This is a genomic window from Streptomyces sp. Root1310, from assembly GCF_001426425.1.
Taxonomy (GTDB): Bacteria; Actinomycetota; Actinomycetes; order Streptomycetales; family Streptomycetaceae; genus Streptomyces.
In genome coordinates, this window is the sequence record NZ_LMEQ01000031.1 from 349,589 (window position 1) to 364,740 (window position 15,152).

The following is a 15,152-nucleotide window of genomic DNA, read 5'->3' on the forward strand; positions in this document are numbered from 1 at the left end:
CTGCCGGGCGCGGGGCGGCCGGGACGCCCGGCCGGTCAGGACGCGGGGGCGACGGGGCGACGGTCGAGTGGCGGGCCGTCGACCGCGACGCCCCGGCTCGTCCGATGGGCCGTCCCGTACGGGAGGCTCCTACGGGAAGGCACCGCACTGAGCGGCTTCGACACCCGGGCCACGGCACTTCCGGCCCTGATGACCAGGCCGCGGCACTTGCAGCCCTGACGACCAGGCCGCGGCACTTGCAGCCCTGACGACCAGGTCACGGCACTTCCGGCCGGGCGCCCCCACGCTCAGCGACGCGCCCTAGCGGAGTCCCACTCCTTGGGCGAGGCGCGTGACCGCGTGCCGGAAGAACGGCTCGCGTTCCTCCACGACCCGGTTGAACTGCCCGAACAGCTCGAAGCCGACCAGTCCGTACAGCTGGGCCCACGCGGCCACCAGCGCCGTGACCGCCCCCGGCGGGAGGTCGGGGGCGAGGTCGGCCGCCAGCCGGACCGCCTCGGGGACCAGCTCGTCCGTCAGGAGCGGTACCTCCAGCGCGTTGCTCCGGTGTGCGTCGCGCACGATGCCGATGAGGAGCAGGCCGACTCGGGCGGCGGCCGGGACGGTCGTCTGCGGCGCGCTGTAGCCGGGCACCGGCGAGCCGTAGATCAGCGCGTACTCCTGCGGATGCGCCAGCGCCCAGCCGCGCACCGCCTCGCCGACCGTGACCCAGCGCTCGACGGGAGCGGCGTCGGTCACGGCCGCGTGCGCGGCTTCCGCGGCCTCGCCGAGGGAGTCGTAGGCGTCGATGATGAGTGCGGTGAGCAGGTCGTCGCGGCTCGGGAAGTACCGGTACAGCGCGGAGGAGACCATGCCGAGCTCACGGGCCACGGCGCGTAGCGAGAGCCTGGACGCGCCGTCCGACGCGAGCTGTCTGCGGGCCTCCTCCTTGATGGCGGCGGTGACTTCGATCCTGGCACGGGCGCGGGCCCCTCGAACGATGCTGCTCATGCGGGCCAGTGTCCCACGAACACAGAGCAGCGCACCCGGTGAGGATCGGTGCACAAAAAAGAGAGCACCGCTCTTGCTATGGAGCGGGTGCACACGGCAGACTCATCTCAAGCGAGAGCAGTGCTCACACTTTCCGTCCCGTTTTCGTTCAGGAGGCAGCAGCCATGTCCACCCACGTGCAGAAGCCCGGCTGGTTCACCGTCAACGTCTTCAACCGCGCCGTGGCCTGGCTGACCCGCCGGGGTCTGAGCGTGTGGGGGTCCCGGGTGCTGGCGGTCCGCGGCCGCAAGAGCGGCCAGTGGCGGACCACCCCCGTCAACCTGCTGACGGTGGACGGGCAGCAGTACCTGATCGCACCGCGGGGCCACGTCCAGTGGACGCACAACATGCGGGCGGTGGGCGGCGGTGAGCTGCGCCTCGGCAAGAACGTGGAGGAGTTCACCGCGGTCGAGGTCGCCGACGACGACAAGACGCCGTTGCTGCGCGCCTACCTCAAGCGCTGGAAGGCCGAGGTCGGCGTCTTCTTCAACGGGGTGGGTCCGGACTCCCCGGACGCCGAGATGCGCCGGATCGCCCCTGACCACCCGGTGTTCCGGATCACCGTCACGAACCGACGGTGATCCGCTCCCTTCGGGTCAGGCGCCGCTCTCCTCGGCCGCCGGGGTCGCCGGGGCCGCTGTCGCCGCCTGCCGCCGGTCCACCGCGGCCAGTGCCCGCTGGGCCATCGGATGCGAGCGGATCAGCTCGCCCAGGGTCGTCCGGCCGCGGGTGATGTCGGTGAACGCCCGCCAGGCCGGGCGGACCCCGGTGAGGGCCGCGTGGAAGAGTCCGGGACGACGCTCGAAGAGGGCGAGCAGCCGCTTGCCGACGCTCATCTCCACGCCGAGGCCCGCCTTGATCGCGAAGGCGTAGTTCAGCGCCTGCCGACGGGCGTCCACGGCGTCGTGCGCCTCGGAGACGCGGACCGCCCACTCGCCCGCGAGCCGGCCCGAGCGCAGCGCGAAGGAGATGCCCTCGCGGGTCCACGGCTCCAGCAGCCCCGCCGCGTCACCGCACACGAGGACCCGCCCGCGCGACAGCGGGGAGTCGTCGGCCCGGCAGCGGGTCAGGTGGCCGGAGGAGATGCTCGGCTCGAACCCGGCGAGACCGAGCCGCCCGATGAAGTCCTCCAGGTAGCGCTTGGTCGCCGCGCCCTCGCCGCGCGCCGAGATGACACCGACCGTCAGCGTGTCCCCCTTGGGGAACACCCAGCCGTAACTGCCGGGCATCGGGCCCCAGTCGATGAGGACCCGGCCCTTCCAGTCCTCGGCGACCGTCTCCGGCACCGGGATCTCCGCCTCCAGGCCCAGATCCACCTGGTCGAGCTTCACCCCGACATGAGCCCCTATGCGGCTCGCGCTGCCGTCCGCTCCGACCACCGCGCGCGCCAGCAGCGTCTCGCCGCCCTGGAGGACGACCGCGACCGTGCGCCGGTCCGGCACCGCCGAGCCGTGCTGCTCGACCCGCTGCACGGTGACTCCCGTGCGCAGCTCGGCGCCCGCCTTCTGGGCGTGCTCGACGAGCTGATGGTCGAACTCGGGCCGGTTGATCAGCCCGAACAGCATCTGCCGGGAGCGGCGGGTGCGGGTGAAGCGCCCGTTGTTCGAGAAGGTCACCGCGTGCACCCGGTCGCGGAAGGGCAGTTCGAAGCCGGGTGGCAGCGAGTCGCGGGAAGGCCCGATGATGCCGCCGCCGCATGTCTTGTAGCGGGGCAGCTCCGCCTTCTCCAGCAACAGCACCCGCCGTCCCGTGACCGCCGCCGCGTAGGCGGCCGAAGCCCCTGCGGGGCCCGCGCCGACCACGACGACGTCCCACACCTGCCGTGCGTCGTCCGCCGAAGAGTTCTCGTCGTCCGCCGGAGAGTTCTCGCTGCTCACGATGGTCTACTGCTCCTGATCAAGCCGCTTGCCGCACCTGTCCCCCGCATCCTACGGCGGAGATCGCCACGGTCCGCTGTGGGAGGATCGGCGGCGCGCGCGCCCCACATTCCGGCAGGCGCGTACGCTCGCACGGTCACCCGTACGGACCAGTACACACCAGTACAACGTCGCACCCACAAGGAGCGTGCCCATGTCGTCGAATCCGGTCGCCGAGACCGTCGCCTCGCTGCTGCCCAGGGCACGGGCGGAGCTCACCGAGCTGGTGGCCTTCAAGTCGGTGGCGGACTTCGACCGGTTCCCCCGGAGCGAGAGCGAGGCCGCCGCGAACTGGATCGCGGACGCGCTGCGCGCCGAGGGCTTCCAGGACGTGGCCCTGCTCGACACCCCGGACGGCACACAGTCGGTGTACGGGTGCCTGCCGGGTCCCGTCGGTGCCAGGACGGTCCTGCTCTACGCCCACTACGACGTCCAGCCGCCGCTGGACGAGGCCGGCTGGACCACCCCGCCCTTCGAGCTGACGGAGCGCGACGGCCGCTGGTACGGCCGCGGCAGCGCCGACTGCAAGGGTGGCGTGATCATGCACCTGCTCGCGCTGCGCGCCCTGAAGGCCAACGGGGGCGTCCCGGTCACCGTGAAGATGATCGTGGAGGGCTCCGAGGAGCAGGGCACCGGTGGTCTGGAGCGGTATGCCGAACAGCACCCCGACCTGCTGGCGGCCGACACCATCGTCATCGGCGACGCGGGCAACTTCCGGGTGGGTCTGCCGACCGTCACCTCGACGCTGCGCGGTATGACCATGATGCGGGTGCGGGTCGACACCCTCGCGGGCGATCTGCACTCCGGCCAGTTCGGCGGAGCGGCTCCGGACGCGCTGAGCGCGCTGATCCGGGTCCTGGACTCGCTGCGCGCCGAGGACGGCTCCACGACCGTGGACGGCCTCACCGGCGACGCGCACTGGGAGGGCCTCCAGTACGACGAGGCGCAGTTCCGCCAGGACGCCAAGGTGCTGGAAGGCGTCGGTCTGATCGGCTCCGGCACGGTCGCCGACCGCATCTGGGCCCGCCCGGCCGTCACCGTCCTGGGCATCGACTGCCCGCCGGTCGTCGGCGCCACCCCGTCCGTGCAGGCGGGTGCCCGTGCGCTGGTCAGCCTCCGGGTGCCGCCGGGCGTGGACGTGGCCGAGGCGACGAAGCTGCTCCAGGCCCATCTGGAGGCGCACACGCCGTGGGGCGCGCGCGTGAGCACCGAACAGATCGGCCAGGGCCAGGCGTTCAGCGCGGACACCACCAGCCCGGCGTACGCGGCGATGGCCGACGCGATGGCGATCGCCTACCCCGGCCAGGACATGCAGTACGCGGGGCAGGGTGGCTCCATCCCGCTGTGCAACACCCTGGCCGCCCTCTACCCGCAGGCGGAGATCCTCCTCATCGGTCTGAGCGAGCCCGAGGCGCAGATCCACGCGGTCAACGAGAGCGTGTCCCCCGAGGAGCTGGAGCGGCTCTCGGTGGCGGAGGCCCTGTTCCTGCGCAACTACGCGGCCGGCTGACCCGCTCCGCCGTCGGCAGAGGGCCTCGTCCACCGGGCGGGGCCCTCTCCGCGTTCGCCCCGTGGACCTCGACGAACTCCTCCCCCGCCCGCACCCGCTCCGCCTCCCGGTCGGCCAGGTCTTCCGCTCCACCTCCGGGTCGGCCAGGCCTTCCGCTCCGCCCCAGGGTCGGCCAGTCCTGTCTCCGGCCCGACGGCGACGAGTCGGCCCCGTCGACGCGGGGCCGCCCGGCTCCCGCGGGGGCCGTCGCGGCGGCTGTCGGGGCGCTCGGCTGCCTGCCCGGGGCCGTACGACGGGTCGTACTGCCCGGGGCCGTACGGCGAGTGGCCCTCACCCGCTTGCCTGCGGATCACGCAAGCGGCGCGGCCGAGTTCGCGAGGTTCGCGGGGCCGGAGATCACGGCGCACACGGCGGAGGCGGCCCTCCCGCGCGGCGAAGTCCCGGGACGGTCACCGCTTCGGGAGGGGTACGAGCGGAGGTCGCGGGAGGCGAGCCGGTCCGCTGCCTTCCCTCGCCTCCCTCGCCATCCCTCGCCTTCCCTGCGGAGGCGCTGCGGCGGATCCCGTCCCCCTCGCGGCGCTCACTCGGTCGGCACGCCCGCCTCCAGATACAGCGCCGCCCCGCGCTCGCGGGCGCGCAGCGCCCAGCGCAGTCGCTCGTAGCGGATTGGCGGCAGGAGGTCGGCCGCCTCCTCCTCCGTGACGAAGCGCCAGGCCCGCAGTTCGGGGCCGGGCAGCAGCAGCCCCGCCACGGCGGCGGCGTCGAGCCGTCCGCCGTCGAAGAGGAGGCGCAGCCCCCCGTAGGCGGGTGGGGCCGGCCGTTCCCAGTCGACGACCAGCAGCCGGGGTACGTCGTCCAGCCGGATCCCGGTCTCCTCCTCGACCTCGCGCACGCCCGCGCGCGCGGGCGCCTCGCCGGGCTCCACCACCCCGCCGGGGAACTCCCAGCCGGGCTTGTACGTCGGGTCCACGAGCAGCACCCGGTCCTGCTCGTCGAAGAGGAGGACACCGGCGGCCACCGTCTCGGCGGTGGGCTCGGGGGTCTGCACGATGTCGCACGCGGCCACGGCGCCGCTGCCCACGGCCTCGGCTATCCGGGCGGCCGTCTCCTGCGGAGTGAGGAGTCCGTTGTCGACGGGATGGGCGTCGGCGGTGAGCCAGGAGGCGAGGGCGGCGCGGTACGGCTCGATGTGGTCGTACGACCACTGACGGATGCGTATCTCGCCGTCAGGGAGGTCCGGCGGGACCTCACGGGCGGCTATTCGCTCGCGCAGGATCGTTTCCCCCGGGGCGAGGAGCACATGGCGGACGGGGATCCGACGGGCGGCGAGACCGCCGAAGATCTCGTCGCGGTACTCCTGGCGCAGCAGGGTCATGGGGACGACGAGGGTGCCGCCCAGCTCGGCGAGCAGCGCGGCCGCCGTGTCGATCACGAGCCGCCGCCAGATCGGCAGGTCCTGGAAGTCGCCGACCTCGGCGAGACGTTTGGGCGGCAGCAGGTACGGGAGAGCTCCGCCGATGACCTCGGGGTCGAAGAGCGTGCTGTTCGGGATCAGGTCGATCAATTCCCGTGCGGTGGTGGTCTTCCCCGCACCGAACGCGCCGTTGATCCAGACGACGGTCACGGTTCCCCCTCTTCTGTTGGCCCCCTGTGGCTTGCCCGCTCCACCCTGCCACGGAAACCAGTTCCCGTTGAGGGCGCACGAACGCCGTGGCGCCGGCCCCCTCGCGGTGGGGTGCCCGTGCCACGGCGTTCGTGATCGGTGCCCGGTCCGTCAGTCGTTCTGCCCCAGGGCGTCGTCGTCGATGGCCAGGCTGTCGCTGGAGATGGTGTGGTCGAGGGTGCTGAGGGTGTCGCCCACGTTCAGCCCGTCGAGGTCGGCACCGCCCACGCCGTGCGAGGGGGTGATCGCCGCGACGACGAAGCCGGTGGCGAGGGAGGCGATGGCGAGCATGCTGCGCTTCTTCATGCGGGGATCAACGGCGCCGGCGGGCACGGGGTCACGCGTCACCCGTAATCCCCGCGCACGATCCACCGGTCTGCGGCGAGAATGCCGTGGTCACCGACGGTTCGGAGGAGATTCGCCATGATCGGCCCGCAGCACGCCCACGCCTGCCTGGACGGTCTGGTGACGGGCGACGCCTTCGGCGACAGCTGGTTCACCCGCTCCGACGAGCCCGCCGAAGCACTGTGGGCGGCGCGGGAGCCGCGTCCCGCGCCCTGGCCGTGGACGGACGACTCGGCGATGGCGTTCGTCCTCTTCGCCCATCTGACGGAGCACGGGGAGGTCCGTCCCGGCGACCTGGCCCGGCAGTTCGCCGCCGAGTACCGCCGCGACCCGGGCCGCAAGTACGGCCCGTCCATGCACAGCGTGCTGCGGCGCGTCGGCGAGGGCGAGGACTGGCGGGCGGTGACTACGGGACAGTTCGGCGGACAGGGTTCGTACGGCAACGGCGCCGCGATGCGGGTCGCCCCGCTGGGGGCCTGGTTCCGGGACGACCTCACGGCCGCCCGCGAGCAGGCCCGGCTGTCGGCCCTGGCCACCCATGCCCACCCCGAGGCGGTCGCGGGCGCGGTGGCCGTGGCGGTAGCCGCCGCGCTGGCGGCAGCGAGCGCGGGCCGGGAAGCACCTGCGCGCGGCGCGTTCCTGCGAGAGGTCGCCTCGTACCTGCCGGACAGCGACGTCCGCTCCGGACTGCTGGTGGCCGCGGGCCTCCCCGAGCGCGCCTCGGTGCGCCACGCGGCGTCCGTGCTGGGCTCGGGGACGCTGATCTCGGCTCCGGACACGGTGCCGTTCGCCCTCTGGTGCGCCGCGGGGCACCTGGACGACCTGCCCGAGGCACTGTGGCAGACCGTCGGCGGGTGGGGTGACCGCGACACGACCTGCGCCATCGCGGGAGGCGTGGTCGCGTCCCGGACCGGCACGGACGCCGTCCCAGCCGGCTGGCGGCGGTCCTGCGAGGCCATCCCGGCCTGGAGCGGCTGGGACGCCGCCACGGCGACCGGGACGGCGGCCCGGCACATGGTCGAGTGACCGTCACACGGCCGGCCACCGGGGCCGGTACGGAAACCATGACGACAACCGGGACGGCAACCGGTACGGCAGGCAGGCCGCCACCTCGCCGAGTCACCGTCACACACCGGACCCTGCGACGGCCGCGCCCCGCCCGAGCCCGCGCCCGCGCCCGCGCCCGCGGATACGCCGAAACGCCGCCCGGGACGGCAGCCGGGACGACGGGCCGACACCTCGCCGAGTAACCGTCACACAGTCGGCCGACGAGGCCGGGACAGCAGCCGGGACGGCGGACCGGTATCTCGCCGAGCGACCGTCACACACCGGGCCCTACGACGGCTGGGCGGCACCGCCCGAGCCCGCGCCGCCCCGGCCACCCGGCGCGAGGGGCGGGCGGCACCCGCACGCCCCCTCACCCGGCACGGGTACCAGCGCAACGAAAGCGCAAGCACAACCACGCCCACCGGCATCCCGGTCCGCCGCCGCCCCGCTGACACCGCTCCGAGGCCGGAAACGTTCCTTCGAAGGGCCGTCCGCCGGGCGTCAGACCCCCGCCCGCGGGGCCGTCCGCCGGGCGTCAGACTCCCGCCGCCGTGGCGCCCGCCCCCGCTCCGGCCCCCGTGCTCGCCGACAGCGCCGCCGCGGCCGCTCCCACCAGACCCGCGTCCGTACCCATCTGCGCCGGCGTCACGGTCAGACGCTGGACGAAGGAGAGCGTGGCGTAGTCCCGGAGCGCCCGGCGCAGGGGGGCGAAGAGCACCTCGCCTGCCTTGCCCACGCCCCCGCCGATCACCGCGATGTCGATCTCGACGAGGGTCGCGGTGGCCGCGATGCCGGCGGCCAGGGCCTGGGCGGCCCGTTCGAAGGACGCCACGGCGACCGGGTCGCCCGCGCGGGCGGCGGCGGCCACCGCGGCCGCGGAGGTGTCGCCGTCGGGTCCGGGCAGCCAGCCGTTCTGCAGGGCCCGCCGGGCGATGTGCGGACCGCTGGCGATGCGTTCCACACAGCCTCGCCCGCCGCACGGGCACGGGTCCCCGTTGAGTTCGACGCTGATGTGGCCGATGTGTCCGGCGTTGCCGGTGGGGCCGGGGTGCAGTCGGCCGCCGAGGACCAGGCCGCCGCCCACGCCGGTGGAGACCACCATGCACAGCGCGTTGTCGTGCCCGCGGGCGGCGCCCTGCCAGTGTTCGGCCGCCGTGATCGCCACGCCGTCGCCGATGAGTGCGACCGGGAGGTTCCCCGTCACCGCCCGCACCCGGTCGACCAGCGGAAAGCCGCGCCAGCCGGGCACGTTCACCGGGCTGACCGTGCCCGCCGAGGCGTCCACCGGACCCGCGCTGCCGATGCCGACGGCTCGGACGCGCCCCCACAGCGGAGCCGCGGTCAGCTCCGCCAGCGTCTCCTCGACGGCCCGCATCACGGTGTCGCCGTTCTCCTGGGCGGGCGTGGGGCGCTGCGCGCGGGCCAGGATCGTGCCGTCGCCGTCCACCAGCGCTCCGGCGATCTTGGTGCCGCCGATGTCGAGCGCGGCCACGAGGTCGGTGTACATCAGTCTGGTTTCTCCCGGTCCACCATGGAAGGGCTGGCCGGTCCAGCGATTGGGGGACGCGGGCCGGAGATGCGGTGGACAGTCTCTCCCGCATCTGACAACGTTGTCCAGGCTCTATGCTCGACGCCACATCCTCATACACACCCTGGGACCCACGCATCCCCGTGCGCAACATGTTGTGGACGGCGTGCCTGGCCGACCTCCCGTGGACGACAGGACAGGACACAGCATCGTGCCCGAGACGCAGCGCCGGCCCGAGAGCCGCTACGGCAACCGTCCCACCATGAAGGACGTCGCCGCTCGCGCCGGAGTCGGCCTCAAGACGGTCTCGCGGGTGGTGAACGGCGAGCCGGGCGTCACGCCCGAGACGGAACGCCGTGTCCAGGAGGCCATCGACGCGCTCGGCTTCCGCCGCAACGACAGCGCCCGGGTGCTGCGCAAGGGCAGCACGGCCAGCATCGGCCTGGTCCTGGAGGACCTCGCCGACCCGTTCTACGGGCCGCTCAGCCGCGCGGTGGAGGAAGTGGCACGCGCCCACGGCGCCCTGCTCATCAACGGCTCCAGCGCCGAGGACCCGGACCGGGAGCAGGAGCTGGCGCTGGCGCTGTGCGCGCGCCGGGTGGACGGTCTGGTGGTGATCCCGGCCGGTGACGACCACCGGTACCTGGAACCCGAGATCAAGGCGGGCGTCGCCACGGTGTTCGTGGACCGGCCGGCCGGGCAGATCGACGCCGACTGCGTCCTGTCGGACAACTTCGGCGGCGCCCACGAGGGCGTGACCCATCTGGTGGCGCACGGGCACCGCCGGATCGGCTTCATCGGCGACATGCCCCGCATCCACACCGCCGCCGAGCGTCTGCGCGGTTACCGGACGGCGATGGAGGACGCCGGCATACCGGTCGAGGACGCCTGGATGTCGCTGGGTGCCACCGATCCCCTGCGGGTGCGCCGCGCGGCGGAGGAGATGCTGTCCGGGCCGGCCCCGGTGACGGCGATCTTCTCGGGCAACAACCGGGTGACGGTCACCGTGATCCGGGTGCTCGCCGAGCAGGTCCGACGGGTCGCCCTGGTGGCCTTCGACGACCTGGAGCTCGCCGACCTGCTCCAGCCGGGGGTCACGGTGGTCGCCCAGGACGCGGCCACGCTGGGCCGTACCGCCGCGGAGCGCCTGTTCGGGCAGCTGGACGGCACGCTGATCACCCCCGAGCGCATCGAACTGCCGACCCGGCTCGTCACGCGCGGCTCGGGCGAACTGCCGCCGGCCGACTGAGACGCCATGGACCCCCGCGACGAGCACCGCACACTTCGGGCACTGGGCCTGGCCGACGCGCCGCGCGACCACCCGCTGAGCTATCCCGGCGCCTGGCCGGCCGCGTCCGGGCTGCTGCACGGGGACGAGCTGCTGCCGCTGGACCGGCTGACGCATCCCGGCCGCACTCCGGTCGTGGCCGTCGGCTCCAACGCCAGCCCCGCCCAACTGCGGCACAAAATGGCCGGGTTCGCAGTCACCTCACCCATCCCCATGGTGAGGGCCCGGGTGACGGGCATCGACGTCGGCGTCTCGGCGCACATCAGCCGCGCGGGCTATGTGTCCGCCTCCCCCGTCGACGCCCCCGCCGTCACCCGGGAGCTGTTCGTCATCTGGCTGAACCCGGAGCAACTCGCCCTGATCGACGGTACGGAGCCGCACTACGACCGGGTGCTGCTGCCCGCGCCGGGATTCCGGGTCGAGCTGGAGAACGGCGAGGCACTCCTCGACCCGTTCGCGTACGTGAACCACCATGGTGTGCTGCACAACGGGGACGGCATCCCGCGCAGTCATCCCGGGCAACGTCCTCTGCTCACCGAACTCCTCGCACGGTCACAGGCGTTGCGGGAGCTGTTCGGGGCGACACCGGAGGAGTTCTGTGCCCGCGCCCGGGCCGACGCGCGGCGGTGCGAGCGGGGCACCCAGCTGTTCGCGGAAGAGAATCTGGTGACCGCTTCCGGCCTGGAACACCTGCACGTCCGATAGAATGATCGAACGGCGTCGCGTGTCGGTCACCGGCCGGGTGAGGCATGGAGGCGCCCGTGAGTTTGCCTTACGGAGGCATTCCACACATGTCAGTCGAGTTGAATCACACCATCGTCCACTCCCGCGACAACCGCGAGTCAGCCGAGTTCCTCGCCCGCATCCTGGGACTCGAAGTCGGCCCCGAATGGGGCCCGTTCGTCCCGGTGAGCACCAGCAACGGCGTCACCCTGGACTTCGCGAGCATCCCGGCGGAGTCCATCGTCATGCAGCACTACGCGTTCCTCGTCTCGGACGAGGAGTTCGACGCGGCCTTCGAGCGGATCGAGCGGGCGGGGATCACGTATTTCGCCGACCCGCACGGCAAGCAGCCGGGCGAGATCAACCATCACCACGGCGGCCGGGGCGTGTACTTCATGGATCCCGCCGGTCACGGCATGGAGATCATCACCCGTCCGTACGAGCTCCCGCAGCAGTAGTCACCGCTGAACAGAGGCCGGCGGGGCAGGGGTTGCGCGGTATCCGCAAAGCGGTGCCGGTCCTCGGCGAGGACACCCCGCTCCTCCGGCCGGCGCCTCCCCGGAAGAGGAGGCGGGCACCGGGCGCGGTCCGAAGGGGGCCGGGCAGCCGAGGTCCGGGCCGTGGGACGGTCAGGCCCCGGGGCCACCGCTCACCGGCCGCCGTTCCTCCTGCCCGGAGACCGTCAGATCCCCTCGGCGCGGCGTCGCGAAGCCCTCCAGCGCCTCCCGGCCGAGCCCGGTCGCGCCGGTCACCTCGGCGAGGTCGAGGGCGCCGCAGTCCAGGCCGCGCAGCAGGTAGCCGCTGAGCGCCTTGGCGGTCGCGGGCTCGTCCATCACATCGCCGCCGGCCCGGTCGGCGTAGCGCGCGAGCCGCTCGGCGGCCTGGGCGAAGCCCTCCCGGTAGAAGGCGTAGACGGCCGCGTAGCGGGTGGGGATGTGGCCGGGGTGCATGTCCCAGCCCTGGTAGTAGGCGCGGGACAGGGCGCGGCGGGTGAGTCCGTAGTGCAGCCGCCAGGCGGCGTGCACCTGTTCGGTGGGGCCGACCGGCAGCACGTTGGTGGAGCCGTCCGAGACGCGTACCCCGGTGCCGGCCGCCGCGACCTGCATGATCGCTTTGGCGTGGTCGGCGGCGGGGTGGTCGCTGGCCTGGTAGGCGGCGGACACGCCGAGACAGGCGCTGTAGTCGAAGGTGCCGTAGTGCAGGCCGGTGGCGCGGCCGCCGGCGGCCTGGATCATGCGGGCGACCGTCGCGGTGCCGTCGGTGGCGAGGATGGACTGGCTGGTCTCGATCTGGATCTCGAAGCCGAGCCGTCCGGCGTCGAGGCCCCGGGCCCGCTCGAAGGCCTCCAGGAGCCGGACCATCGCGGTGACCTGCTCCGGATAGGTCACCTTCGGCAGGGTCAGGACCAGGCCGTCGGGCAGGCCGCCGTTCTCCATCAGGCCGGTGAGGAAGATGTCGAGGGTGCGGATGCCCCGGTCGCGCACCGCGGCCTCCATGCACTTCATGCGGATACCCATGTACGGGGCCGCGGTGCCCTTGGCGCCCGCCTCGGCGATCAGCCGGGCCGCGCGGGCGGCCGTGGCGTCCTCCTCGGCGTCCGGGCGGGGGCCGTAGCCGTCCTCGAAGTCGACGCGCAGGTCCTCGATGGGCTCGCGCTCCAGCTTGGCCCGCACGCGCGCGTACACGGGCTCGGCGAGGTCCCGGGAGAGGCCGAGACAGGAGGCGAAGGAGGCAGCGTCGGGCGCGTGCTCGTCGAGGGCCGCGAGGGCCCGGTCGCCCCAGGAGCGGATGGTGTCGGCGTCGAAGGCGTCGGCGGGGACGTAGACGGTGTGGACGGGCTGCCGGGTGCCGGGGTCGCCGGGGTAGCGGCGGTCGAGCTCGGCGTCGACCGGGGCGAGGGAGGCGCTGATCTCCTCGCTGACGGCGCCCGCGAGGCTCGTCGTGACCGTCTCCTGCTGGCCCTGACCCATTCCACACCCTCCGGTTTTTCCGCTGTACGGAATCAACAATCCGTAGAGCGAAGTTATCCGTGCGGCTTCCGGCAGGTCAACACCCTGTCCACGGCGCGGTCCCGCGCTCACCGCCACACCGTCTCCCTCTTCCGCACGACCGTCCTCACCTTCATCCTGTCTCACAAGGGAGGAAACATATGACCGGCACCACGGGGCCGACCCGGCGGGCGGGGCTGCGCACGGCCTTGGCCGCGCTGGCGACCGTGCCCGTGCTGGGCACGGCAGGATCGTCCGCCACCCGGCACGAGAGCCCGGCGCGCCGGGCGCTCCGGCCCGCGGCCGTGCCGCCGTTGAAGGTCATGACCTTCAATCTGCGCTACCCGGGCGCCAAGGACGCGCACACCTGGACGGTCCGCCGTCCGGTGATGCGGGCACTGCTGCGCCGGGCGGCTCCGCACGTCGTCGGCACCCAGGAGGGCCTGCCCGCCCAATTGCGCGACATCGAGGCCGACTTCGGTGCGCACTACGACTGGATCGGCAAGGGCCGCAGCGTGGAGGACCCGGAGGCGGTGGCCGTCTTCTACGACACCCGTCGGCTCGCCCCCGTCGAGCACGCGCACTTCTGGCTCTCCGACACGCCGGACGTGCTCGGCTCCAACACCTGGGGGGCGAACTACCCCCGCATGGTCACCTGGGTCCGCTTCCGTGATCTGCGCGCGCGGCAGGAGTTCTACGTCCTCAACACCCATCTCGACAACGCCAGCCAGTACGCGCGCGTGCGCTCCGCCGACCTGATCGCCGCCCGGATCGCCCGCCTGGACCGCTCGCTGCCGCTGCTGCTGACCGGCGACTTCAACGCCGTCGCCCATGTCAATCCGGTCCATGACAGGCTGCTGGCCGCCGGGCTGGTCGACACCTGGGACACGGCACGCGCGCGTGACGCGGCCTATGGGACGTACCACGGGTACAGGACGCTCACGCCGAACGGGGACCGCATCGACTGGATCCTGGCGACGCCGGGCGTCACCGTCCACCGCGAGTGGACCGACACCTTCCGCCTGGACGGCCAGTACCCGAGCGATCACCTGCCGGTGCAGGCCTCGATGACCCTGGAATGAGCCGAGGCCCCCGTGACCGTACAGGTCACGGGGGCCTCGGACAGTCCTGCGACTGCCGGGTGATCAGCCCTTGCGGGTGTTGATCTCCTCGGTGAGCTGCGGGACGACGTCGAACAGGTCGCCGACCACGCCGTAGTCGACCAGGTCGAAGATCGGGGCCTCGGCGTCCTTGTTGACGGCCACGATGGTCTTCGAGGTCTGCATGCCGGCACGGTGCTGGATGGCGCCGGAGATGCCGTTGGCGATGTAGAGCTGCGGCGAGACGGACTTGCCGGTCTGGCCGACCTGGTTGGTGTGCGGGTACCAGCCGGCGTCCACCGCGGCACGGGAGGCGCCGACGGCCGCGCCGAGGGAGTCGGCGAGGGACTCGATGAGGGCGAAGTTCTCGGCGCCGTTGACGCCGCGGCCGCCGGAGACCACGATCGCGGCCTCGGTCAGCTCCGGACGCCCGGTCGACTCACGCGGCGTACGGCCGGTGACCTTGGTGCCGGTGGCCTGGGCGGAGAAGGTCACCGCGAGGGCCTCGACGGCACCGGCGGCCGGGGCGGCCTCGACGGCGGCCGAGTTCGGCTTCACGGTGATGACCGGGGTGCCCTTGGAGACGCGGGACTTGGTGGTGAAGGACGCGGCGAACACCGACTGGGTGGCCACCGGGCCCTCGTCGCCGGCCTCGATGTCGACGGCGTCGGTGATGATGCCGGAGCCGATGCGCAGCGCCAGACGGGCGGCGATCTCCTTGCCCTCGGCGGAGGACGGGACGAGGACGGCGGCCGGGGAGACCGACTCGACCGCGGCCTGGAGCGCGTCGACCTTCGGTACGACGAGGTAGTCGGCGTACTCGGACGCGTCGTGGGTCAGCACCTTCACGGCGCCGTGCTCGGCGAGCGCGGCGGCGGTGTTCTCGGCGCCCGCGCCGAGGGCGACGGCGACCGGCTCGCCGATGCGGCGGGCCAGCGTCAGCAGCTCCAGGGTGGGCTTGCGGACGGCACCGTCCACGTGGTCGACGAAGACGAGGACTTCAGCCATGGGATTG

The 15,152-nt window shown here is 73.1% G+C and carries 14 protein-coding genes; 7 read left to right on the plus strand and 7 right to left on the minus strand.

Annotation, left to right across the window (positions count from 1 at the left end):
* Positions 1–300 precede the first annotated feature (300 nt).
* Positions 301–990: a TetR/AcrR family transcriptional regulator gene (locus ASD48_RS32315; RefSeq protein WP_057605353.1), complete on the minus strand. Its 690-nt coding sequence runs from the start codon at positions 988–990 to the stop codon at positions 301–303.
* 164 nt (positions 991–1,154) lie between these two features.
* Here ASD48_RS32315 and ASD48_RS32320 point away from each other — a divergent pair, with 164 nt between their 5' ends.
* Positions 1,155–1,610, plus strand: coding sequence for a nitroreductase family deazaflavin-dependent oxidoreductase (locus ASD48_RS32320; RefSeq protein WP_057605354.1), 456 nt, complete (start codon positions 1,155–1,157; stop codon positions 1,608–1,610).
* Positions 1,611–1,625: 15 nt separating this feature from the next.
* Here ASD48_RS32320 and ASD48_RS32325 read toward each other — a convergent pair whose 3' ends face one another.
* The gene (locus ASD48_RS32325) at positions 1,626–2,906 is read right to left on the minus strand and encodes a geranylgeranyl reductase family protein (protein ID WP_057605355.1); all 1,281 of its coding nucleotides are present in this window, start codon (positions 2,904–2,906) and stop codon (positions 1,626–1,628) included.
* A gap of 193 nt (positions 2,907–3,099) precedes the next feature.
* Here ASD48_RS32325 and ASD48_RS32330 point away from each other — a divergent pair, with 193 nt between their 5' ends.
* Positions 3,100–4,455: a dipeptidase gene (locus ASD48_RS32330; RefSeq protein ID WP_057605356.1), complete on the plus strand. Its 1,356-nt coding sequence runs from the start codon at positions 3,100–3,102 to the stop codon at positions 4,453–4,455.
* Between the two features lie 580 nt (positions 4,456–5,035).
* Here the strand turns inward: ASD48_RS32330 and ASD48_RS32335 are convergent.
* Positions 5,036–6,079 (minus strand): NUDIX hydrolase, encoded by a 1,044-nt coding sequence (locus ASD48_RS32335; protein ID WP_057605357.1) that lies wholly within the window; start codon positions 6,077–6,079, stop codon positions 5,036–5,038.
* Positions 6,080–6,229: 150 nt separating this feature from the next.
* A complete protein-coding gene (locus ASD48_RS32340; protein ID WP_057605358.1) occupies positions 6,230–6,424 on the minus strand; it encodes a hypothetical protein in 195 nt (64 codons plus the stop codon).
* A gap of 117 nt (positions 6,425–6,541) precedes the next feature.
* Between ASD48_RS32340 and ASD48_RS32345 the strand changes: the two genes are divergently transcribed.
* Entirely contained in the window at positions 6,542–7,489 is a 948-nt protein-coding gene (locus ASD48_RS32345) for an ADP-ribosylglycohydrolase family protein (protein ID WP_057605359.1), read from the plus strand.
* Positions 7,490–8,045: 556 nt separating this feature from the next.
* Here ASD48_RS32345 and ASD48_RS32350 read toward each other — a convergent pair.
* Positions 8,046–9,017, minus strand: coding sequence for an ROK family protein (locus tag ASD48_RS32350; RefSeq protein ID WP_057605360.1), 972 nt, complete (start codon positions 9,015–9,017; stop codon positions 8,046–8,048).
* Between the two features lie 232 nt (positions 9,018–9,249).
* On the opposite strand from ASD48_RS32350, the gene ASD48_RS32355 reads away from it, so the two are divergent.
* The 3 genes from ASD48_RS32355 to ASD48_RS32365 all read left to right on the plus strand — a co-directional run bounded on the left by ASD48_RS32355 (position 9,250) and on the right by ASD48_RS32365 (position 11,507).
* Positions 9,250–10,287 (plus strand): LacI family DNA-binding transcriptional regulator, encoded by a 1,038-nt coding sequence (locus ASD48_RS32355; RefSeq protein ID WP_057605361.1) that lies wholly within the window; start codon positions 9,250–9,252, stop codon positions 10,285–10,287.
* Between the two features lie 6 nt (positions 10,288–10,293).
* Positions 10,294–11,031 (plus strand): hypothetical protein, encoded by a 738-nt coding sequence (locus ASD48_RS32360; protein WP_057605362.1) that lies wholly within the window; start codon positions 10,294–10,296, stop codon positions 11,029–11,031.
* An 86-nt stretch (positions 11,032–11,117) separates the two neighbouring features.
* Positions 11,118–11,507, plus strand: coding sequence for a VOC family protein (locus ASD48_RS32365; protein WP_057605363.1), 390 nt, complete (start codon positions 11,118–11,120; stop codon positions 11,505–11,507).
* Between the two features lie 171 nt (positions 11,508–11,678).
* Here the strand turns inward: ASD48_RS32365 and ASD48_RS32370 are convergent, their stop codons facing one another.
* Complete coding sequence (locus ASD48_RS32370) at positions 11,679–13,019, minus strand: aldolase/citrate lyase family protein (protein WP_057605364.1); 1,341 nt, start codon at positions 13,017–13,019, stop codon at positions 11,679–11,681.
* Positions 13,020–13,198: 179 nt separating this feature from the next.
* Between ASD48_RS32370 and ASD48_RS32375 the strand changes: the two genes are divergently transcribed.
* Complete coding sequence (locus ASD48_RS32375; protein WP_057605365.1) at positions 13,199–14,119, plus strand: endonuclease/exonuclease/phosphatase family protein; 921 nt, start codon at positions 13,199–13,201, stop codon at positions 14,117–14,119.
* A 63-nt stretch (positions 14,120–14,182) separates the two neighbouring features.
* Here ASD48_RS32375 and ASD48_RS32380 read toward each other — a convergent pair whose 3' ends face one another.
* Positions 14,183–15,145 carry an electron transfer flavoprotein subunit alpha/FixB family protein gene (locus tag ASD48_RS32380; RefSeq protein WP_057605366.1) on the minus strand — a complete coding sequence of 321 codons (963 nt, stop codon included), beginning with the start codon at positions 15,143–15,145 and terminating at the stop codon, positions 14,183–14,185.
* Positions 15,146–15,152: the final 7 nt, after the last annotated feature.